The organism is Aeromicrobium senzhongii (assembly GCF_014334735.1).
GTDB lineage: Bacteria > Actinomycetota > Actinomycetes > Propionibacteriales > Nocardioidaceae > Aeromicrobium > Aeromicrobium senzhongii.
Genome location: NZ_CP060587.1, coordinates 1,507,163 through 1,528,353, shown reverse-complemented (window position 1 = coordinate 1,528,353; position 21,191 = coordinate 1,507,163). Strand labels below are relative to the sequence as shown.

The window sequence follows — 21,191 nt, the reverse complement described above, 5'->3', positions numbered from 1 at the left end:
TATCACATGGCAGGTTTTCGCGGCACGGCGATCCACCCACACCTCGACGCCGCCGCGTGGGGGTGGGAGATAGTGGTCCGGTGACCAAGGTTGGACGTGGGCCGTACAAGGTCGGACTGGCAAAGCGCGCTGAGATTCTCGACGCGGCTCTCCAGGAGTTCTCGGTCGTGGGGTTCGAGGCGGCCTCGCTGCGCTCGATCGCCACCCGGGTGGGCATCACCCACGCCGGACTGCAGCACCATTTCGCGTCCAAGGACGACCTGCTGCTTGGCGTGCTGTTGGCTCAAGAGGAGGCTGACCGGCAGTTCTTCGATGCGGACGCTCCGCTCGACGTCGACGACCTCATCGACGCATATACGCGTGTCGCTGAGCGCCGTCGATCCACCCCCGCCTGGGTCCGGCTCTGGATCAGCCTCAAGTTGAGTGTCGCCGCGCAACCGGAGCACATCGCAGCGGACCACGTTCGCCGTCGGGTCGAAGCCTGGGAGCAGGAACTGGTCGACCTGTTCGATCGCGCCCAGCGCGAGGGCGTCATCGCTGCCGACCTCGACTGCATCGACGCCGCCCGCGGACTGCTCGCGTTGAACGAGGGACTGATGATCCGGCAGATGCTCGACCCGAGTATCGACGTGGATGGCCCCTTGCGTTGGGCGTTCGCTCAACTTCACCCGCGCGACCGGCGGTGACGGGGCACCCCGCGTCCGCTTGCTGCGAACGCGGGAGGCCCGCAAACGACACGTCTGGTGTTGCGCGACCCTCGGCGCCTACAACGCAGCCGAGCGAGTGGAGTCCTTGACCGACTGTTCCGCGATCCAGGCGAGGTCGGGCATCGTCTGCGTCTCGAGCGTCTTCATGAACATGCGCTCCTCGCGAGGCTGGCTCTGCTCGAAGACGTCGAGCATCTCGCCCGAGGCACCCGTCTCGCCGAAGACCTGTGTCCAGTTCTCGACGACATCCTCCGGCGTGAGCTCAGGGTTCAAGTAGCCACGGACGCCCGCGAGGAACACTCGGGCGATCCGGCCGCCCCCGGCGGTGAAGGCCTCGCCCGTGGTGGGCGCGTTCTCGTGGAGCAGCGGGGCGACGGCGATCGCCACCTTCTCCGGCTGGAGCGTCGCGCGCATGAAGGTGATCAACTCCGTCTCTTCGCCGTCGGCACTGTCGCCGACTGTCTCGGTGAAGGCCCACGGCATCACGGTGTTGGCGATGATGCCGTGCTCCTGGCCTGCTGCGGACACCTGCCTGGCCAGGGCGAAGACCGCCAACTTCGACGTGGCGTAGTCGAGCTCATACCCGGTCGGGCTGTACCAGAACCCGGTTCCCACTGCGGACGAGGTGAACAGGACGCGCCCGTACTTCTGCGCGACGAAGTGCGGCCAGACAGCGCGGTTCAGCTGCAACGACCCGCGCACGTTGACGTCCATGTACCTGTCGAACCTCGGCGACGGCGCCTCCTGGACCAAGCCGGAACCATCCATGTCGCGCCCCAACGGCACGCCGGCGTTGTGGATCACGATGTCGACCCGTCCATACTTCGCGATCGTTGCGTCGACCAACGCGCGTGCGTCGTCGTCGATCCCGATCTCACCGGCAACCGCGATGGCCTCTCCCCCGGCAGACCGAATCTGCTCACACACGAGTTCGGCACGCTCGATGTTCCGCGGCAGCTCGTTCACGACCACACGCGCTCCGCGCGAAGCCAGGAGACGAGCGTGCGCCGCGCCGATTCCGATACCTGCTCCCGTGACAATCGCTACTCGTCCGTCGTACCGAAGCTCTTCAACCATGATCTCGACCTCTCGGGTCACTGAGTTAAGTGGGCATTGATGCCCACTTAACGTAGCCCTGGTGCGCCCGGCAGGCAATACGCGGGAAAGCAACAGGAGAGCGCGTCCGGCGTGGGCGCCGACGCCCTGGCGTGCCCTACTAGACTGCAGCAGCACCAACCCGGAGGAAGTCCGCGATGCCGTCCAAGAAGAGGTCCGACGCGGTACAGAATCGCGCCGCCATCCTCGATGCTGCTCGCGACCTCTTCGCCTCCGAGGGCGCGGACGTGCCTCTCGCACGCATCGCCGAGCGGGCGGGCGTCGGCCGCGCAACGCTGCAGAGAAACTTCCCTCATCGACACGATCTTGCAGCCGCCATCTATCTCGAGAATCTCGCCCGCGTCGAGGACCTGGCCCACGCGGTGGCGGATGAACCGGATGCGGCACTGCTGATCCTGAACGAGATCATCTCGTTTCATGCCGGATCGAGTCGGGTGCTGGCCGCGCTCGATGACGACCGTGTCGAAGAGGTTGAATCGATCAGGCTCCGCACGAGAAACCTGCTGAGCGGTCCGGTGGCTCAGGGCAGACGGGACGGCCGATTGGCCGATTCGACTGATGAGGAAGACCTGCTTCTCGCCATCGAGATGATCGTGGGCGCCATGACCCTGTCCAGCCACCGGGAACCCGAGGAGCTGATCACGCGCGCGATGCGGATCGTGCGCGACGGACTGGCGGCCAGGCCGGAGGCCTCGCAGCCGAACCTTGGGTGACCACGTGGGCACATGATGAACGGCCTGCACACCCGCTGCCCGCTGCCGACTTTCGTCTGCTCCGGTGTCCGGAAATGACGAAAGCCCCGGTCTCCCGGGGCTTTCCGTTGTCGGGCTGACAGGATTTGAACCTGCGACCCCCTGACCCCCAGTCAGGTGCGCTACCAAGCTGCGCTACAGCCCGTGACAACTCGAACGAGTCTAGCGCAGCCCTTCGCAGCCCTCGTCGACGACTCCCCCGCGCGCCGATGACGAACCCCTTCGGAACTGGACAGACCGTCGATATTGCCTTGCATTGCAGAGGTTACGGGTTGATCGAGCCCACGACGCCGCCGCAGATGGGGCGACGCTGCCAGTCGGACGAGGATCCGCGCGGATGAGTATGGGTCAATTTCATCGTCATCATGGGGTGTTGGGTCCCCTTCCGTTATTGACCCATCGTCAAACGGTCGCAGGTTCATTTTCTGACCGCGATAGAGGTTGTTCGCTGGAATCCCAACGATTCTCCGGACTACTAAGGGTCCCGGACCCGAGGACCCTCTGTTCCGGTGCCCTCCCTGTTGTCTCCGGATACTTCATGTCGACACTGATCGTTTCGGGGGAGTAAATGGGGACGGGCACCCAGGCGGTGCCCATCCGTTGCCGATATTCGCCGCCCGTGCAGCGTCGCCGTCGGCGGATCGCGCGGACGTCTGACTCGGAATGGGCCGATGGACGAAAATGAGCCACCGCCGGAAAATGACCCACCGAGACCGGCAAGACGAGGGGTCAATCCCCTACAAGACGTGCGGGCACGCTTGTGTTCTACAGCCCCGGTCGAGACTCAAGTTGTCATCGGCAGATTGGCCTCGCCCACCTGCTGCGGGCTCGAGCTGTGGCCACACAGGACTAAATACATGCGGTGTGCGACTTCGGCCGACGCAGTCTGCATGGGTCTCGATCGCCACAGCAGGACCTCCGATCTATCGATCCGAATGAGCGGCCGTGATGCTCGCAGCCCACCGGAACAGAAGCAAACGGGCCGTGACACTGACAGCCCACCGCAGCGCACCTCGATCGGGGATGTCTTGCGTCGGCACGTGGCCGTGAACGGTCCGGTTTCTCAAAGTCCGAAGTTCCCTCAGGAGCGCCCATTCCGCTTCGCTCACGGGCACCTCGTCGATATTCACTTGGTGTCGAACCTTGGCCATGAGTGGCGGATTGTTCACGGCATTGACGAGGGCCATGAGACGCTCGCGCTCGCCATCCAAGATGTCCAGTTTCCTCAGGCCATCGACCGCAGCGGTCCTGGCCTTCTTACTGACTACCCGAGCAGGGCGGCTACTGGCGGCGTAGTACTCGAGCGCCGTGGAGATGGCATGGGCTCGGTCGAATACGTCACGGCTCTCATCCGCCGCGTCCCGAAGAGCCCGCAGGCCGCGAGCCACCGCATCGCTCGGGCCCTTGTGCAAGATCTCAGACCAACGTTCAAGAGCCCCGTCAACACTAAATGAAGTCTCAATCGAACTCGTCCCACTAGAGACGCAGATTCGCTTTGGAGTCTCGACGCCAGCGACGGCCACGAATGGGATGACCACCGGCTTGGCCAAGAGCGTTTCTCTTGCGAACGCGATCTCGCGACCCCAAGGGTCCTCAGTCAGCCCGTACACAGCCGTTGCCAGCAACGAATCGAGCGCGACCTCGATCTTCGCCATGCCAGCCTCGTAGGCCGCAAAGATCGAAGTGGCTCGCACTTGAGTCCTGACCCGTGCGCTTGGGCGTCCCCAACGCTCGGACACTTTGTTGAGTGAGTGACCGAGGACATCATCCGGGTTGAGGTCCGGCGTCACTGGAGCGATATCGACGTCGGGACCTTGAACGGCGCCATCTACGTGAACGCCTTGGAGGAACTGCTCGACGGAGTAGGTTTCTTCGCGCGTCAGGTCCAGCCCACCAATGCGGACTCGCTCCTCGGGAAGTCCGCCTTGGCGGACGAGAAAGTGCATCAGCTCAAGCGGAGGCACGTTCGCGTGACCGAACAGCCCTAGCCGAGACTCGGCGAGCGCGCGTCCAGATTCAGCACGGAGGCGGACTTGTCCGGCTTCCGGAGTAGCCGATAACACGTGGCCCGTGAATATGACTTCGTCATACGCCTCGGCGGCCCCCGCTTCGGGTGTCGAGACGATGAGAGCGAACTCCCCAGCCAAGTCGACGGGCGGCTGCTGCGAAGACGACTCCAAGGTGATGTCGGCTGAGGCTGCCTCGCGGATCGCGCTCCTTGTCGTGCCCGCCAAGACTCGTCGACGGACACCGCCAAAGTCCGCGAACAGATCGTGACTGGCGGAGGGTTCTGGGGCTTCCATGGTGGAAGCGTCGCAGACCCCTCGGACGGATCGCGGGGGAAGCCTCAAACCCGGTGTGCCCGTCAGCCCGCGCTAACAACCCGCAGCGACGGAACTCTCCTGTTCGACCGTCCGACGGTCACTTCAAATGAGTGCGAGTGGGCGGAAACGTCGTTAGTTCTGGTTCGACTCGGACTCCGAGTCGGGCGTGGGCGTCTCGTGGCTGCCCGGCCAGGCGGTCTCTCTCGCCGCGCTGAACTCTTCGGGATGCGAGACCGGCAGCAGACGGAACTGCTGCTCGTGAGTGCCCTCGTAGGGCACCTCTGCCTCGAACTTCATTCGGCTGTGGTCCCGTATCAGGAGCATCTCGACAACTTTGGCCGCCCGCTCGAGGTCTTTTGCTACTCCGATGCCTTCGATCGAGGCAGGCGACGTAACCGAGCCGTCAGGTGCAACATCGACGTAGAAGCCAGCCTGTTTGGCTAAGTTGGCTGCTTTCGCCCCCTTCTCCGCCTCGACGGCCTCTCGGGCTTGGAACTCTTCGATCGATTCGCCATCTCCCGGCCCGGGAATGTCCGAGAAGTCCCCCCAGAACATGGCGAGTTCACGCCCGAACACGATCGCTTCGAAATACTTGCGAGCGTGGTTGCGACCGTCTGCCTTGAACCGCTCGACCGTGCGCTGCTCACTGGACCCGACATTCCAGAGCGAATTGAACTCGTCATAGAGCCAAAGCGCCTTACCCAACTCCTCCTCAGCCAAGACCGTGAGGGAGCGAGCCCGGCCCGGCGATTGCTTCAGAAGGAGGTGCGCATCTGCGATTAGTCGCGATGCGTTATCCACCAGAGCCAACCAAAGTTCACGGGCTTGGGACGCGGTCATCGTACTCACCCGCACATTGTGACCCATCAACATCGCCTCGCCGTAGCCTGCGAATGCTGCAGTCCAAGCGACCTCAGGAACTAGCGAGAATCGTCTTCAACCTCGTTCGCAGCCCGTCCTTCAGGTGGTCCAAGCCTTCACTATTGGGGTAGTAGTTCAGCGCTCGAATCGCTCGCAGGTCGAACGGCACGTGCTCCATGTTCTGAGTTATCAACACGACGTCTCGACCGATGGTGTGAGCGATACCGGTTTCGTAGAAGACGTTTGCGTTGCGATCAGTCAGGTCAGCCACTACTACCCGTGCAGTCCAGATGAGCTCCAGCACATCGTCCAAGATGTGTTCGTTCTTCCAGATGTCATCGGCCCGCTGACACTGCATCCCCGCTTCGGCTGCCGCTCCGCGCAACGCTTCATAGACCGAATTGAACTTCGCGTCGAACGGCATCATGACAGCGACCAGGTCATGAGACTGAAGCTTGTCGGTTGGCAGTTGAAACGCCTTCGGGCCCGGCATCGACTGACCCGCCACCGTGCCCCACATTGCGGCGTATGCATCGACGTCCTTCACGGCCCAGTGGGTGCGGTAGAACTCGAAATCCTGCATGCCCCAGCGGTCAGCGTTTGCCAGCATCTTCTCGAGCGGCAAAGGTGTCACATTGGCGTCGGGCACGAATTGGAAGGTGTAAGTGGATCCATGACGTGCGAGATTGAGGATCCGCCCCAGACGCGCCACCTCCGGCTCACCTTCTCTGATTTCGGGCATCACCAACGTCGGCAGTCCCATCAACGCCGTCAGATCTGGCACACCGCCCGGAGCCACTTTCGCCTTCACACTGTCAGGGGTGTACTCGAAGACGCGTCCTGCGTGGGCAGAGCCCTCAGGGAAGCCGACTAGCAGGTTGTACATCGAGCAGGATCCCTTCAACGCGGACAAGACAGCATCATGCCTTGTGCCCGAGCCACAATCCTCGACCGGCGCGCCGAGACGGGACATTGCCTGTGATAACTAGTATTTATCGAAGTCTCCGTCCACAGAGGTGGTTGAACAGGTGGGCCTCGACGTTGACACCATCGTCAAACAGGTGGCCCCCGCCGGATGGGCCGAAAAGCAAACCGGGCGACAAGGTCGTCCCCCGCAAGGGACTCCGCACGGTGTTGAAGAAGAATGGATTCCTGTTGGTGGCACCGTGTTCCACGAAGGCGTACGTCTACAACAGAGAGAACTACTAGTGACCGCATGGATTGTCAGAGCCGGAGTTGCCGGGGAACGCGAACAGTGGGGCCTCGACGGAGGGCGCGCAGGTGGCGGATTTCATGAGGTCGGGTCGCTCCAGTCTCTGACGACCCGCGCCGAGATTCAGGCTGCGGTCGAGGACGGGTACCCCGGTGAGGCTCAAGGCAAGATCTACAACTTCACCGGCCAACTGAATGCACTCCGCAACACCATCAAGCCGGGCGACGTGGTCGTCATGCCGATGAAGACGACGAAGAAGATCGCGATTGGAATCTGCACCTCGTCGTACTCCTACGACGCTGCTGAGCCGGACCCCAGCCGGCGACATCAAGTTGGCGTCGATTGGAGACGCACAGACGTGGCGCGGGCAGCGATCAAGGACGACCTGCTCTACACCTTGGGCGGCGCGATGACGATCTTCCGGGCCGTGAGGAACTCCGCCGAAAACCGCCTCCGCTCAGTCCTCGAGACCGGAATCGACCCGGGAGCCTCAGGCGTGCCCGGACCGCGACGAATTGGCAATGTAGAACCCGTCGACGGTGACACCGAAGACGTCACGGACCCGGTGGCGACACCAACTCTGCAGGCGGTACGTGATCGTGTCCAGACACACCTCATCGAGAACTTCAAGGGCCACAAGTTGACTCACCTCGTCGCTGACATCCTCAGAACCAAAGGCTTCACCTGTGAGGTGTCGCCCGAAGGTCCAGACGGCGGAGTCGACATCCTCGCTGGCAGCGGCCCGCTCGGACTCGATGACCCCAGAGTCGTCGTCGAAGTCAAGTCAGAAGAGTCTCAGGTGAGCGCCCTCGTGGTGCGCGGGCTGCAGGGCGCAATCTCCACACAAGGCGCGTCGCAAGGACTTCTCGTCGCGTGGGGCGGCCTAAACGCAGCGGCACGGCGTGAGATCCGTACGAACCGCCTCTCAATTCGCGTATGGGAGGCCGAACAGGTGCTGGACCAACTATTTGAAACGTACGACGTCTTGCCAGAGGAGACGCAACGCCTCATCCCCATGAAGCGCGCTTGGGTGCTGGACGAAGAAGCGGGATGACAGCGTGAGCGAGGCTTCAGACGTATCTGCGATCGCCGCCGAACCCGTGGTATCGCACGAGAAACTGATGAGCCTATTGCGCACGGAGCTGAACGCGAACCTCGATTACGAGGCGACGCTCGGTTTCGACCATCGCAAGGATGTCGTCGAAGTTGCCAAGGACATCGCCGCGTTCAGCGCCAGCGTCTGGATCGCTTCATCCAGTCTCGAGTCGGAGCTCGCCCGGTCTTCATGGTTCGGATCGGCGTCTGTTTCCGGGGGATCGGTCGGAAGGCTGAACATTTTCCCCTAGTGGCCAGTGGTTCTCACGTTACTGTTGGCACGTTCTCGGGGTCTGGCGATCAGCGCGCGACGCAAACGTCGTGACCCTTTGCGATCGCGGACATAGGGGCATTGGTGAACCAACTCAAGGCACGATTGGCAATCATCATTGCAACCCTGGCTGTGCTCTTGAGCCTGGCCACTGGGGCGGCGACGGCTGCCTCGAAGCACCCGGTCTCCTCGTACGGGTCCGCCGCGAACGCTGTCGCCAAGCAGTTCAAGAAGGACCGCCGGGTCTCACCTGCCGAAGCCAAGAACAAGTGCCTCACATCCTTGGCGACCTCGCACGCCAAGAACTCGGCCAAGAACGGCAAGTGGGGTAAGACGAACCGCGCCGGGTGGGCGAAGAAGTGCAAGGTCTCGCACGTCTACATCGTCCGGGTGTCGAAGAAGAACGTGAAGTCGAAGTCGCAGATCGTGAAGACGACCCGCAAGAACGCCGAGTACAAGAAGGCGATCCGTTCGGCGAACCGTTCGTACGGGGCGGGCGCGTACCGGGACAAGAAGACGAAGCGTGCGTGGACCGTCATGCTCGCGGGTCGCCCGATCGTGAAGCCGAAGCCTGCACCGAAGCCCCCGGCTCCCCAGCCGACGCCGAAGCCCACCCCGGCTACCGTGCCGACCACGGTCCCCACAACCACGCCGACAACGGTGCCGACGACCGTCCCCACCACGATTCCCACCACCGAGCCGACCGCTCCCCCGATCCCTGCAGCGCCGCCCGCTGGGCGGGTACAGGAGTCGCTGCGTGACGCGATCAGCCGCAACCACGGCGTGACCCTCACGACCCCGCTCCCGGCGTGCGCTGAGAACCTCGGCACGAACCCCGCCACGTTCGCCAGCATCGGGTGCGGACCGTACGGGTTCGTCACCACGGCCGAGTTCAACAAGCCGTTCCTCGGTGACACCGACGCGATGGTCACCTTGGCCGCCGGGGCGCTCATGGACGGGCTCCGGCTCGACCGCAAGCACACCGAGACGAACCCGAACACCGGCTTGACCGGTTCTCGCTCACTCGCCGATGTGAAGACAGGCGACACTGTGTTCGTGAAGGTCGCTGAGACGCCCACCCGTGACGGCAAGTACGTCGCGCACCTCGTCGTGAAGTTCGAGCACCCCGTCTACACGGCCCCGGTCACTAACCCGGCCACGAACACCATCGTGAACAACGTCGAGGCGTACGGTGGCCCCGAGGCGCAGGTCCGCGCCCCGGGTGACTGCATCGTCAACGAGATGGACCGCCGCGTGAAGTCGATCGCCACAGGTGAGACCGACACCGGTCGCCAGTGGGACGACAGTAACTTCGCCTGCCCTGACCTGTACGAGCAGTTCCACAAGTTCAGCACGGCCGACACCCCGACGGCCATTGCGACCGCTTTGCACACCGGCACTGTTACGGGCGTCGTTCGCAACACCGATCGCAGTAACGATGCCGCCGACCGGATCCGTCAGGCGCTCACCACCGAGGAGGGTCGAATCGCGGTCCGTTCGTACAAGGACTACCGCGGTCGCATCTGGACCGGCATGGCTGTCGTGTTCGACGACTACCCGTACAAGGCGCCGACGCGAGCGACCGACATCGAAACCGGTTTGAAGACTGAACTGCTGACCCGCTCCGGCGCTTCATCGTGGCCGAGCGTTGATCCCTGCATGGAGTCCAAGGCCGCAGATTGGGCGAAGTCGATCGCTGAGTCCAAGGCGAAGAACAAGGACTACTACGACGACTGGAAGGCCGCTTCGGCTCCTCGCATTGAAGAAAAACCCCTTCTGCGAACCTACGGCGGCATGGACGAGACCTTCGCGTCGAGCGGCTGCGCCGACGGTCACCACGCCGGTTACGTGATCGCGACCAAATCGAACTCCGTCGTCAGCATCGCCGACGAGATCTACAAGTCTCCGACCTTCACTCAGGAGGGCAAGTACCTCTACGCCCGCGGGTGGGGAGCGCGCCGCACCGTCGATGACACTCTCACTTCGGCTCGCCCCATCTCCGTCGCGTCGTTCCGTGACTTCCGCGGCGACGTGTGGACGTACATGATCGCCGTGCACGACTTCGATGGTGAGCCGGGCGTCACTCGCCTCACCCCGCGTCAGATCCAGATCGCCGAAGAATCGGTCGTCAGCGAGATCAACGCTTACCGCACCACATCTGGCGGTCTGACCCCGCTCACGAACTCCTCCTGTATCCGCGAAGCGGTCCTCGGATCGATCATGTTCGCTGGGACATTCCGTGTCGATGGTTCGTTCGGGTTCCAAGACATCGAGCACCGCGACCCCGGGAACAAGACGGTTACTGAGGTGTTCAAGCGGTGCAATGTGAAGTCCGCCGCCGAGATCATGACCACCTCCTCGGGCAAGTACAACAACGGGTCAGACCAGTTCGCTCGTGAACTCGCGCAGCGGTTCGTGCAGAACTGGAAGGAGTCCGGCTCCCACGACCCGTACCTTCGAGGCCGGGACGCCAAGCGGATCGGTCTCGAGGTTCGCAACAGTGACCGCGCCGGGTATTACGTGGTGACCGCCAGCGTGACCGACTGAACTAGGGAGCCGCCAACGCGGCGGTACGCCATGTGACGATTCGTTCGTCGCATAGGGAGGGCATGAGCGATGCCCAGACTCCACGACCACCCGCGCCCCCGTTCGGTGCTGTCCCACCGGTGGCGCCGCCGGTCTTCGCGCCCGCTCCCCCGTCGTCTGAGGACGTCCTCGATCGGCACCGGCAGCAAGCCCAGCGTGAAGACCGTGGCGCCTCGGGCGATCGCTCAGTCCATCATCGATGTCGACGCACCGTCGGGAAATGGCCGAGCTTCTGATGAACCCGTCCGTCCAGGTTCACCACCAGACAACGAACGACTCGTGCAAGGAACTCGTCGAGCCAAGAGGCACCTGGCCGTTCGCACCGCATTCAGATGGCCTGACGTACTTTTCGTGGGGTCACAGGGTACCGACGGCTCGTCGAGGGCAAACCGTAGAAACGTGCGATTGAACGTTAAGCCCCTTGATTTACTTTGGACGCATTAGGCTCAGACGCCACACCGCGTGCAGGGGGAAGAACAGTATGGCTCGGGCATCAGTGAAGTTCGTCGTCGTAATGGCGACAGTTCTGGCGATGGTGGTTGCTACGGCTGGAGCGTCGAATGCTGTCAAGTGGCGCAAGGTTTCACAGGTGTCCTCGATCGCGAAGACGGTCGAGAAGTCGTTCGTCTCCCAGAACCGCACCAAGGGCAAGGAAACGGCGAACTCGTGCCTTCGCAAGCAGGCGAGGTACGAGGCGAACCGTTCAGCCAAGCGGGGCAAGAACTTCTACAAGGTGAACCGCAAGACGGTCGCGAAGAAGTGCGGACTCGCCCACGTGCACATGGTGTTCGTGAAGCAGTCGTCCAAGAGCACCAAGTCCCGTGTCGTGAAGCGGGTTCGCCGCACACACGAGTACAAGAAGTCGATCCGTTCGGCCAAGCACAAGGTGTACGGCGCGGCAACGTACCGGGACAAGAAGAAGGGTCGCACGTACACGGTCCTGTTCGTCGGGCAGAAGAAGCCTGTCGTGAAGAAGCCCGCCCCGGCACCCAAGCCGACCCCGACCACTGTCCCGACTGCCCCGGCCCCCACCACTGTCCCGACCACTCCCGCGCCCACCACGGTTCCTACGACGGCACCGACCACGCCCGCCCCGACGACCGCTCCCACCACGGTCCCCACCACGGTCCCGACTCCCACTCCTCCCCCGCCGCCGGTTCCTGCTGACCCAAACGTCCTGCTGGGCGTCAAGGATTGGCTCCGTCACGAACTGACCATCCCCGGCCCGTCCGGCTGGGTTGACGGCGACTCGTGCGTGGCCGGGCTCGCGAACCAGTGGGCCAAGAACATCGCGACCACCCGGACCCTGACCGGTGTTCCCGCCGACGTCACGACCTGCGACCCGTACAACGAGTCTCTCGTCCTGTCCGCCGCGACCGACGCATGGCCCATGAACCCGCCCCTCGACATCGCCACCGAACTGCTGAACGGTGTCACCGGACCCACCACGACCGGACCTCGCACCATCGCTGACGCGCTCGCAGCCAGCAGCGGCCGAGTCGCCCTGAGCGTCTACCGGAACCACGACGGTTCCCTGTGGGCCGTCGCCGTCGTCACGTTCGAGCACCCCCGCTACACCACACCGGTGCGCACCGACGCGTTCGACAAGCAGGTCACCGACGCGGTGGCCGCCAAGACCACTCCGACTGGCGCGAACGTGCAGACCGCCGACGCGTGCATCACCACCGAGATCGACGCCCGCGCCAAGACGATGGCAACCGGTCAGACCAACCCCGACGAACGTCAGTGGACGACCAAACCACTCGACTGCCCGAACCTCTACAAGCAGTTCTTCACCTACTCCAACGCCAAGACACCCGAGCAGATCGCCGCCGACCTGACGACCGGTGTCCTTCGCGGGGACAGCGGAACCACCGCCAAGGACCGCATCAACTACGCCCTCACCCACGACGAGGGCCGCATCGTCACCCGCTCCTACCGTGATTACCGAGGGAATGTGTGGACGTACGCTGGCGTCATCCTCGACGACATGCCGTACAAGGCCCCCGTGGAGGTCACCAACCTCGCGGCAGACGTGCGAGCCAAGATACTTGCCCGTTCATCGACGTTCATCGACACCCGCCGTGAGGAGGGATTCTGGACCGAGGGTGACCCCGTGTGGACCGAGGCCGATGCGTGCCTCCAAGATGCCGTTGAGAGGTGGGCGAAGTCCAAGGCCGAAGACCGCACCAAGAACAAGTCCATCTACAACTTCTACGCAGCCAGCCCCTCCCGGGATAACACCATGTGGGGCGGCAAGTACGAAGCGTTCGCCAACAGTGGTTGCGAAGAGGGGTACGAGGAAGGCTTCGTACTTGCGTCCAAGGGCGGCACAGCCGACGCCATCGTGAACGAATTGTTCAACGAGCCAGTCCTCGAAACCCGAACCGAGGGTGGAATCACATCCAAGTACGCGAAGAACTGGGCGGCAGAAGGAGCGGTCGCGACGCATCTGGCGCGCGGGTACACGGCGACTTTCCGTTCCTACCGGGACTTCCGTGGAGACGTGTGGACCTACATCGCGTTCGCGGGTAAGCCGGGCGACACCAACCGTCTCGACCGCAACCAGATCACCGAGATGGAAGACGCGACCATCGCGGCTGTCAATGACTACCGGGCATCGCATGGGCTCTCGCGTCTCCCCCGCGAGGAATGCTTGGACCGTCAAGCCGATGGGTCCATCCTGTTCTACGGCGCCCACTTCACGATGGACGGAGCCCTTTCAGCCGCACACATGGGTGGATTCGTCCACCTGAATGAAGATGCCGCGAAGGCTGAGACGGCTCGCCGATGCGGGGCTCCCGTTCGAACAGCGGGAGAGATCCTCACCGAGTCAACCCCCGTGGGTGGGAACCGACGCAACACCTTGTTCAACCTCGAACAGGTACACACGTGGATCAGTGGGTGGAAATCATCTCCAACTCACAACGCGGCCATGATGCGCCCCGATTGGGACGCTATCGGTGTGAATGTGCGTAACTCTGACCTGTCCGGAACGTACATCGCGACGGTGACGTTCAAGAGGTAGTAAGACACTCGCTCTGGCTTGTGCGGCTGTGAGAGTTCTTTCGTCGCATAAGTCAGGTCATGAGCGATGCCCCTTCGAACGTCCCACCGAAGAGCCCCTTCGGTACGTCGTTCCCCTCCCCTGACGAGGTAGACCCGAACCTCGCGCGCCGCGCCGAGGCAGAACGCCAACGTGACCGTGACGCCAACGCGCTCGCCGAGTCGATCCTGTCCGGCGAGCAGCCCAACTTCGGTCAGCCGCCCTTATGGGCTGGACCTCCGATAACTAGAAGTTATCAACGGCTTCCGGCGCCCAGGATGAAGCGACCTGCCCCGATGTTCCAGACCCCCGTAACAGCACACCCGTGCGTCCAGAGACAAGAGCACTGCAGTCGCGCAGGCACATTCCGCACACCGTCAGCAACGCCATGCGTGGTGGCGCCAGCGAGATTCGCCGTATGGTGACTGCAAGTGGCATGTGGGATCGAACTAGGGAATCGACCAGTGATCGAGGTACGAGGATGACGGGCCGGCGTCGCGACTCGTGGAACGACGGGCGAGAGACATCCCCGCCCCGTCGGCGAAGCCCGATGGCCGAGGCGACTGGTCCGTTCTACAACATTGCTGGCCTCGAGCGTTGGCTCGACATCTCCCAAGAGGCGATAGACCACCGAGTCAGCACGGGCCAACTCCTCATGTGCGTTACGTCTGACAACCACCGGCGGTTCCCCACATGGCAGTTCGACGCCGCAGGAAACGTTCACCGAGGCATCCCCGAGGTCATCGGGATCTTTCGAGAGATTGGCCTTCACGGGGGTTGGAGCGTCGCCAAGTGGCTCAATGTCCCGAACGCGGACTTGAGTGACGACGTAGCCTCGCGACTCTTGGCAGCGGGGGAAGTCGAGCGCGTCATCAACGCTGCTCGCCGTAGCGCGGCACGGCTGAGCCCCTAAGCCCAGTTCGTGCAGCAGACCCGCCGTCAGGCTCCTGGCAACCTGCCCGCCCGCACAGGAACGCGTCTGCTTCACAGCCGTACGACCGAACGGCGCCAAACGCAAAGCCCGATCGAACGCGACGAACAAAGTCGAGGCCAACGCGCTTCGAGCCCGGTTGCGCATCTTGACTTCAGGAGGCGCTGGAGCGACGATCGACCGTCTTCAGATCGGAGACCTGGCGCCGCCGAGACATCCGGCTCCGGCTCCCTCACCGGTGGGTCTCGCCAGTTAACCGGGAGCGGGGGTGGCAGATGCGTAGACCAAGCACGTCCAGCGCGAGCGGGTGCGGTTATGAACAGTGAACGCCCCCGGTACCTGAGCATCGACGATCTCGCGAATGAGCTCCAGATACCGAAGAAAACCATTTACAACTGGCGATCCGTTCGACCTCAACTCGGCCCGCGAGGCTTCCAAGTGGGTAGGCATGTGCGGTTCCGCCGAGAAGATGTCGACCGCTGGGTCGAGGGCCTCCTGGGGGATCCCGAAACGTAGCCCACTCTCATCAGTTACCGGTCGTTGACCCAAGAGGATTCGTCGTTACGAGTGAGTATCTGGTGAGAACGGCCAGTTACGAATTTCGCGACACAGGAAAACATTGAAATAGCAGTGATTTTCGAGTAGCGGCTGTGCGACCCCCTGACCCCCAGTCAGGTGCGCTACCAAGCTGCGCTACAGCCCGTGACAACTCTCCGATCCTACCCCACGCCTCGCCGACTCCCGCTACGGACCCCGCACCGTGGTGGCCGTTCTCACTGGACCATCCGCCGAGCCGGGTGGATAGTGAGGTGTCCGACGGAAGGAACTCCATGACCCCCAGAATGACCGCCGTTGTCGCGGCGCTCGCCGCGTTCATGGTCGCACTCGCGCCCGGCGCGGCCGAGGCCAGGACGAAGCCGAAGGTCGAGCTGTCCTTCCACATCGCCAAGGTCACGCTGGGCTCCCAGTCGATGTTCGCCGGACGGGTCGGCTCGAAGAAGGCCATCGGGGCCAAGGTCGCCCTGCAGCGGAAGACGGCCAAGGGCTGGCGAACCGTCAAGACCACCAAGGTCGATCGGTGGTCAAGGTACTCCGCCACCGTCCGGGTCACCGCGAGGAAGTCCACGTACCGCGTCAAGCTCCATGCCACGAAGAAGGTGAGGACTGCGTACTCGCGCCGCGTCATCGTGAGGGCGGCGAAGGCACGCACCGAGGGTGAGAAGGCGCGCGCCATCATCGAGCGCGACGTCAACGCGTACCGCAAGAAGCACGGGCGCGGCCCGATCGCGCTGATCCCTTCGCTCAACCGCAGTGCCCAGCTCTGGGTCAGGGACCTCGCCGTCGCGGCGCCGGATCCTCAGCCGCACGACTACATCCCTGACGGCGTCACCTTGCGTGCCGCGCACGAAAGCGCCGAATCCGGAGCGCGCGGTCGGATCGCCGCCTGGCGGGCGGACCGGCCGACACGACGGGCTCTCCTCACCGGGAACGCGCTGTTCGGAGCTGGTTACGTGGCGTCGCGGGACTGGATCTCCTTCGTCGCCGTGACTCCGTGGTACGAGGAGCCGTACGGGGGCTGACCCAGCGCAAGGGCCCTGGTGCGCACACACTGGAGACATGGCCGTCATCGAGAACTCCAAGGTCGCCGTCATCGGAGCCGGCAGTGTGGGCACCGCGATCGCGTACGCCTGCCTGATCCGTCGATCGGCGCGCACCATCGCGCTGTACGACGTGAACCAGGCGAAGGTCGAGGCAGAGGTCCTCGATCTGCAGCATGGTGCGCTCTACACGGGCAGCAGCCAGATCATTGGCGGCGCCGACCCCTCCGTGGTCGCCGGCGCGCATCTCGTGGTGATCACGGCGGGCGCGAAGCAGGACCCGGGCCAGTCGCGCATCGACTTGGCGGGGACGAACGTCCGGATCCTCGAGAGCCTGCTGCCCGTCCTGATGGAGCAGGCCCCGAATGCCGTCTACATGCTGGTGACCAACCCATGCGACGTCCTGACCGTGGCCGCCCAGCAGATCACGGGACTTCCCGACGAGCGGGTGATGGCGTCGGGCACCGTGCTCGACACCTCACGACTTCGCCAATTGCTCGCCACCCGCGCGGGTATCGCGCCCAACAGCGTCCACGCCGACATCGTCGGTGAGCACGGCGACACCGAGTTCGCCCTCTGGTCCCAGGCACGCATCGGCCCCGTGCCCATCCTGGACTGGCAGCCCTCCAGCACCGCCCCCGAACGTCGCCCCTTCACCCACGCCGAGCTCGACGAGATCGCCGACACCGTCCGCAACGCGGCGTACAAGGTCATCGAGGGCAAGGGGGCCACCAACTACGCGATCGGCATCTCGGCTGCCCGCATCGTCGAGGCGATCCTCAACGACGAGAACGCCGTCCTGCCGGTGAGCATCGTCCACCGCGGCCACCACGGCATCGACGGCGTCGCCCTGTCCCTACCGAGTGTCGTGAACTCCCGCGGCGTCGCCCAGGTCCTCGACGTGCGCATGTCGGCGCAGGAGGATCGGCACCTGCACGCCTCGGCCGAGGCACTGAAGAAGGTCCAGGAGGACCTCGGAATCTGACGCGCCCGTCGGTGGTGCAACGGCCCCGAGGCAGTGTCGGAGGTCCTTCGTAGGTTGTCTGCATGGACACCTCGACCACCCTGATGCTGCATCACGCGGCCCGGGTGCAGGCGCGTGCGGAGTACGCGACGTGGTCGATGATCCTGGCCGCACACACGCTCGGCACCGACGAGGTCGATGCACAGGACGCGCCGCCGATCGGCAAGGAACTCGGCCGCCGCGAGGTCACCCTCGAGATCGCCCAAGCCCTCCACGTCACCGAGAACCGCGTGTGGGCCATCGTCAACGACGCCCGCACCGTGCGCGATCGAGCGCCCCGGGTCTGGATCGCCTTCCATGACGGCTCCCTCGATGCCGCACGCGTCTCCCAGATCGCCGCCACCATCGACCGGTTGACCGCGACCGCCTCGGTCGAGGCACTCGACGCCAGTGTGGTCTCCTACGCCACCACCCACACGGTGGGAGAGCTGCGCAGCTGGCTGAATCGCATGCGCGCCCGGCTCGAGCCGGCCGAGGTCCAGGCCGAGGCCGACCAGGCAGTCGAGACACGCCGGGTCGACATCAACCACAACGGCGACGGCACGTCCTGGTTGTCCGCACTGCTCCCCACGCCTGTCGCGATCGCGGCCGGTGAACGTCTGCGTCGCGCTGCCAAGGCGTTGCCGAAGTACAACCCCGACACGGGCGACCGCGACCGCCGCACTCGCGACCAGAAGCAGGCCGACCTCGTCGGGCACTGGCTCACGTCGTGCACCGGCACCGAGACGCAGATCCACGCCGAGATCGCCATCGCGATCGATGCCGCCGACCTGGTCGGCCTCACCGACGGCCCCGGGATCACCCGCGACGGCGAGCATCCGGTCCCGCCCGAGTGGGTCCGTGAACTGGCCGCCTCTGACACCACCCTCTTCCGCCGCCTCGTGCTCGACCCCGTGGGCAACGTCCTCGACACCACGGCGCTGGGGTATCAACCGCCCGGCGCGCTCCGGGCCGCGCTGCACTGGCGTGACGGCACCTGCCGCGTCGCGGGTTGCCGGGCACCGGCATCAGAGACCGACCTCGACCACGAGCTCGCCTACGACCGAGGGGGCGGCACGACCGCGGCGAACCTGCGTTGCCTGTGCCGCAAACACCACAACATGAAGTCGCACGGACGACTGCCCGAGAAGTACATCGCACCGCCGATCGAGCATCGCGAACGATGGCACCTGCCCTCGCCCCTGGTGATCGAGGTCGACCTGTGCGCCGGCTAGTCGAGCCGGTTCGTCTCGTCCCCGTCGTTGACCCGAACGGTGAACCCGTCCTCCTCCAGGCGGCTCTTCGCCTCCAAGGCCATGCGGCGACCGACGTCGCTGACCTCGCCGACCCGCGAGATCTCCAGGACGACCGTCTCCGTCTCGGGTGGCTCGGCCAGCAGGCGCCGGAAGAGCGACTCGGCACTCGAGAAGAGCAGATCGCCGGTCAGCACGTACACGGTCTCGTCATCGTCGACCCTGACCTCCGCCAGCGCCGATCGCGACGGTCGGCCGGGGTTCATCAGATGCATGCCCATGTCGCTCGAGAGCTTGCGCATCATCTGCACACCCACGGTGCTGGTGCCGTGGTCGTCCAGGCCGGGCGAGAAGACAGCCACACCGACCTGTCCGGGCAGCACCCCGATGATCCCGCCGGACACGCCGCTCTTGGCCGGGATGCCGACCGAGGCCAGCCAGTCCCCCGCGTCGTCGTACATGCCGCACGTCGCCATGACGCTGAGCACCTGGATGGCGGTCTGCTCGGCCATCAGCCGCTCACCGGAGTCGGGGTGCACTCCCCCGTTCGCCAGCACGGACGCCATCGTCGAGAGGTCGCGGACGTCCACCGAGAGCGCACACTGGCGCAGGTAGTGGTCGACCGCCTCCACCGGGTCGTCGATGATCTCGTAGGCGGCCAGCAGGTGCGCCAGGGCGAGGTTGCGATGCGCGTCGTCCATCTCGGACTCGAACACCGCCTCGTCCATCTCCAGCTCGCGGCCGGCCAGCTTCGAGGCGAACTCGGCGAACGTCTCGAACGATCCGATGAGCCCGGCGGTGGCGATCGCGCCGGCGTTGATCATCGGGTTGTGCGGACGCCCGGTCTCCGAATCCAGCGAGATCTCGTTGAACGCCTCACCGGAGGGCTCCACGTCGATCTTGTCGTGCACGGCCTCCCAGCCCAGCCGCTCGATCGCCAGGGCGTACGCGAACGGCTTCGACATCGACTGGATGGTGAAGCGCTGCTCCACATCGCCGGCCGCATGGTGGGAGTCGTCGATCGTCGTGATCGCGATGGCCGCCGGTTCGGAGTCGTCCTGGGCGCAGTCGCGCAGGACCGCGTCGAGATACTCCGGAACCGGCGACCGCATCAGCGGCGCTCGCGCTTCTTGCGGGGGCGCTGGGTCAGGTGGATCGGGCTGCCCACGAAGCCGAACTCCTCGCGCAGGCGGCGCTCGATGAATCGCAGGTAGCCCGCCTCGAGCTTGCCCGAGGTGAACAGCACGAAGGTCGGCGGCGCGGTGGAGGCCTGCGTGCCGAACAGGATCTTCGGCTGCTTGCCGCCACGCACGGGGTGCGGGTGCTCGGCCACGAGGCGGCCGAGGAACGAGTTGAGCGCACCGGTGGACACGCGGGTCTCCCAGCCCTCGAGGGCGGCGTCGAGCGCCTTCACGAGGCGGTCGATGTGCCAGCCGGTGCGGGCCGCCACGTTGATGCGCGGCGCCCACGGGATCTGCACGAGGTCGCGCTCGATCTCGCGCTCGAGGTAGAAGCGGCGCTCGTCGTCGACGAGGTCCCACTTGTTGAAGGCCAGCACGACGGCGCGGCCGGTCTCCTCGATCGAGTTGATGATCCGCAGGTCCTGCTCGCTGATGGACTCGCTGGCGTCGATCACCATGACGCAGACCTCGGCGCGCTCGATCGCGGCGGAGGTGCGCAGGCTGGCGTAGTACTCGTGACCCGTCGCGGTCTTCACGCGCTTGCGGATGCCGGCGGTGTCGATGAAGGTCCACACGCGGCCGCCGAGCTCGACCAGCTCGTCGACGGGGTCGACGGTCGTGCCCGAGACGTTGTCGACGACGACGCGGTCCTCACCGGCGAACTTGTTCAGCAGGCTGGACTTGCCCACGTTCGGCTTGCCGACGATCGCGACCCGGCGCGGGCCGCGGGGGGCGTCGAAGTCCTCCTTCGGGGCCTCGGGCAGCGCGTCGAGGATCGCGTCGAGCATGTCGCCGCTGCCACGGCCGTGCAGGGCCGAGACGGCGTACGGCTCGCCGAGTCCGAGGTTCCACAGCGAGGCCGCCTCGAGTTCGCCCTTCTGGTCGTCGACCTTGTTGGCGGCCAGCACGACCGGCTTGCCGGAGGCGCGCAGCAGCTTGACGACCTTGTCGTCGATGTCGGTGGCGCCGACCGTGGCGTCGACGACGAACAAGATGGCGTCGGCGACGGCGATCGCGACCTCGGCCTGGGCGGCGATGCGCTCGGCCATGCCCTTGGCGTCGGGGTCCCAGCCGCCGGTGTCGACGACCGTGAAGGAACGGCCGTTCCAGATCGCGTCGTAGGGGACGCGGTCGCGGGTCACGCCGGGAACGTCCTCCACGACGGCTTCGCGGCGACCGATGATGCGGTTGACGAGAGTCGACTTACCGACATTGGGACGGCCGATGACGGCGAGAACAGGCTGGGTGGACACC

General features: G+C 64.7%; 17 protein-coding genes and 2 tRNA genes. 10 read left to right on the top strand and 9 right to left on the bottom strand.

The window, feature by feature from the left end; all coding sequences use genetic code 11:
* Positions 1 to 80: 80 nt before the first annotated feature.
* Complete coding sequence (locus H9L21_RS07650; protein ID WP_154595023.1) at positions 81 to 686, top strand: TetR/AcrR family transcriptional regulator; 606 nt, start codon at positions 81 to 83, stop codon at positions 684 to 686.
* A gap of 78 nt (positions 687 to 764) precedes the next feature.
* On the opposite strand, the gene H9L21_RS07645 is transcribed toward H9L21_RS07650, so the two are convergent.
* Positions 765 to 1,940, bottom strand: a complete 1,176-nt coding sequence (locus H9L21_RS07645; protein ID WP_154595024.1) for an SDR family NAD(P)-dependent oxidoreductase — start codon at positions 1,938 to 1,940, stop codon at positions 765 to 767.
* A 20-nt stretch (positions 1,941 to 1,960) separates the two neighbouring features.
* Here H9L21_RS07645 and H9L21_RS07640 point away from each other — a divergent pair, with 20 nt between their 5' ends.
* Positions 1,961 to 2,536 carry a TetR/AcrR family transcriptional regulator gene (locus H9L21_RS07640; protein WP_154595025.1) on the top strand — a complete coding sequence of 192 codons (576 nt, stop codon included), beginning with the start codon at positions 1,961 to 1,963 and terminating at the stop codon, positions 2,534 to 2,536.
* A gap of 110 nt (positions 2,537 to 2,646) precedes the next feature.
* Here the strand turns inward: H9L21_RS07640 and H9L21_RS07635 are convergent.
* The 4 genes from H9L21_RS07635 to H9L21_RS07620 all read right to left on the bottom strand — a co-directional run bounded on the left by H9L21_RS07635 (position 2,647) and on the right by H9L21_RS07620 (position 6,673).
* A tRNA-Pro gene (locus H9L21_RS07635) sits at positions 2,647 to 2,720 on the bottom strand.
* 778 nt (positions 2,721 to 3,498) lie between these two features.
* The gene (locus H9L21_RS07630) at positions 3,499 to 4,878 is read right to left on the bottom strand and encodes a hypothetical protein (RefSeq protein WP_154595026.1); all 1,380 of its coding nucleotides are present in this window, start codon (positions 4,876 to 4,878) and stop codon (positions 3,499 to 3,501) included.
* A gap of 153 nt (positions 4,879 to 5,031) precedes the next feature.
* Positions 5,032 to 5,739: an AbiV family abortive infection protein gene (locus tag H9L21_RS07625; protein ID WP_230081359.1), complete on the bottom strand. Its 708-nt coding sequence runs from the start codon at positions 5,737 to 5,739 to the stop codon at positions 5,032 to 5,034.
* Positions 5,740 to 5,812: 73 nt separating this feature from the next.
* The gene (locus H9L21_RS07620; protein ID WP_154595027.1) at positions 5,813 to 6,673 is read right to left on the bottom strand and encodes a hypothetical protein; all 861 of its coding nucleotides are present in this window, start codon (positions 6,671 to 6,673) and stop codon (positions 5,813 to 5,815) included.
* 115 nt (positions 6,674 to 6,788) lie between these two features.
* Here H9L21_RS07620 and H9L21_RS07615 point away from each other — a divergent pair, with 115 nt between their 5' ends.
* Together H9L21_RS07615 and H9L21_RS07610 are read left to right on the top strand one after the other, a co-directional pair.
* On the top strand, positions 6,789 to 8,027 hold the full coding sequence (locus H9L21_RS07615; protein WP_222865884.1) for a restriction endonuclease: 1,239 nt from the start codon (positions 6,789 to 6,791) through the stop codon (positions 8,025 to 8,027).
* Positions 8,028 to 8,031: 4 nt separating this feature from the next.
* Positions 8,032 to 8,319 carry a hypothetical protein gene (locus tag H9L21_RS07610; RefSeq protein WP_154595029.1) on the top strand — a complete coding sequence of 96 codons (288 nt, stop codon included), beginning with the start codon at positions 8,032 to 8,034 and terminating at the stop codon, positions 8,317 to 8,319.
* Between the two features lie 397 nt (positions 8,320 to 8,716).
* Here H9L21_RS07610 and H9L21_RS07605 read toward each other — a convergent pair whose 3' ends face one another.
* On the bottom strand, positions 8,717 to 8,989 hold the full coding sequence (locus H9L21_RS07605) for a hypothetical protein (RefSeq protein WP_154595030.1): 273 nt from the start codon (positions 8,987 to 8,989) through the stop codon (positions 8,717 to 8,719).
* Between the two features lie 274 nt (positions 8,990 to 9,263).
* On the opposite strand from H9L21_RS07605, the gene H9L21_RS07600 reads away from it, so the two are divergent.
* The 3 genes from H9L21_RS07600 to H9L21_RS15610 all read left to right on the top strand — a co-directional run bounded on the left by H9L21_RS07600 (position 9,264) and on the right by H9L21_RS15610 (position 15,418).
* Positions 9,264 to 10,886 carry a hypothetical protein gene (locus H9L21_RS07600; RefSeq protein WP_187411915.1) on the top strand — a complete coding sequence of 541 codons (1,623 nt, stop codon included), beginning with the start codon at positions 9,264 to 9,266 and terminating at the stop codon, positions 10,884 to 10,886.
* Between the two features lie 535 nt (positions 10,887 to 11,421).
* Positions 11,422 to 13,953 (top strand): CAP domain-containing protein, encoded by a 2,532-nt coding sequence (locus tag H9L21_RS07595; protein ID WP_187411914.1) that lies wholly within the window; start codon positions 11,422 to 11,424, stop codon positions 13,951 to 13,953.
* Between the two features lie 1,264 nt (positions 13,954 to 15,217).
* Entirely contained in the window at positions 15,218 to 15,418 is a 201-nt protein-coding gene (locus tag H9L21_RS15610) for a helix-turn-helix transcriptional regulator (RefSeq protein WP_154595032.1), read from the top strand.
* Between the two features lie 103 nt (positions 15,419 to 15,521).
* Here H9L21_RS15610 and H9L21_RS07585 read toward each other — a convergent pair.
* A tRNA-Pro gene (locus H9L21_RS07585) sits at positions 15,522 to 15,605 on the bottom strand.
* A gap of 139 nt (positions 15,606 to 15,744) precedes the next feature.
* Here H9L21_RS07585 and H9L21_RS07580 point away from each other — a divergent pair.
* The 3 genes from H9L21_RS07580 to H9L21_RS07570 all read left to right on the top strand — a co-directional run bounded on the left by H9L21_RS07580 (position 15,745) and on the right by H9L21_RS07570 (position 18,738).
* Entirely contained in the window at positions 15,745 to 16,482 is a 738-nt protein-coding gene (locus H9L21_RS07580; RefSeq protein ID WP_154595033.1) for a CAP domain-containing protein, read from the top strand.
* Positions 16,483 to 16,519: 37 nt separating this feature from the next.
* Entirely contained in the window at positions 16,520 to 17,485 is a 966-nt protein-coding gene (locus H9L21_RS07575; protein WP_154595034.1) for an L-lactate dehydrogenase, read from the top strand.
* A gap of 62 nt (positions 17,486 to 17,547) precedes the next feature.
* Positions 17,548 to 18,738 carry an HNH endonuclease signature motif containing protein gene (locus H9L21_RS07570; protein ID WP_154595035.1) on the top strand — a complete coding sequence of 397 codons (1,191 nt, stop codon included), beginning with the start codon at positions 17,548 to 17,550 and terminating at the stop codon, positions 18,736 to 18,738.
* On the opposite strand, the gene glsA is transcribed toward H9L21_RS07570, so the two are convergent.
* Both glsA and der read right to left on the bottom strand, forming a co-directional pair.
* Positions 18,735 to 19,868, bottom strand: coding sequence for a glutaminase A (gene glsA / locus H9L21_RS07565; protein WP_154595036.1), 1,134 nt, complete (start codon positions 19,866 to 19,868; stop codon positions 18,735 to 18,737). The genes H9L21_RS07570 and glsA overlap by 4 nt on opposite strands.
* Positions 19,868 to 21,190 (bottom strand): ribosome biogenesis GTPase Der, encoded by a 1,323-nt coding sequence (gene der / locus H9L21_RS07560; RefSeq protein ID WP_255467485.1) that lies wholly within the window; start codon positions 21,188 to 21,190, stop codon positions 19,868 to 19,870. Before der ends, glsA begins: the two co-directional genes overlap by 1 nt.
* Position 21,191 lies beyond the last annotated feature (1 nt).

Coding starts and splice junctions, on each gene's coding strand:
- H9L21_RS07640 (WP_154595025.1), top strand. CDS start 1,961: ATGCCGTCCAAGAAGAGGTCCGACGCGGTACAGAATCGCGCCGCCATC.
- H9L21_RS07630 (WP_154595026.1), bottom strand. CDS start 4,878: ATGGAAGCCCCAGAACCCTCCGCCAGTCACGATCTGTTCGCGGACTTT.
- H9L21_RS07625 (WP_230081359.1), bottom strand. CDS start 5,739: ATGACCGCGTCCCAAGCCCGTGAACTTTGGTTGGCTCTGGTGGATAAC.
- H9L21_RS07600 (WP_187411915.1), top strand. CDS start 9,264: ATGGTCACCTTGGCCGCCGGGGCGCTCATGGACGGGCTCCGGCTCGAC.
- H9L21_RS15610 (WP_154595032.1), top strand. CDS start 15,218: ATGAACAGTGAACGCCCCCGGTACCTGAGCATCGACGATCTCGCGAAT.
- H9L21_RS07580 (WP_154595033.1), top strand. CDS start 15,745: ATGACCGCCGTTGTCGCGGCGCTCGCCGCGTTCATGGTCGCACTCGCG.
- H9L21_RS07575 (WP_154595034.1), top strand. CDS start 16,520: ATGGCCGTCATCGAGAACTCCAAGGTCGCCGTCATCGGAGCCGGCAGT.
- H9L21_RS07570 (WP_154595035.1), top strand. CDS start 17,548: ATGGACACCTCGACCACCCTGATGCTGCATCACGCGGCCCGGGTGCAG.
- glsA (WP_154595036.1), bottom strand. CDS start 19,868: ATGCGGTCGCCGGTTCCGGAGTATCTCGACGCGGTCCTGCGCGACTGC.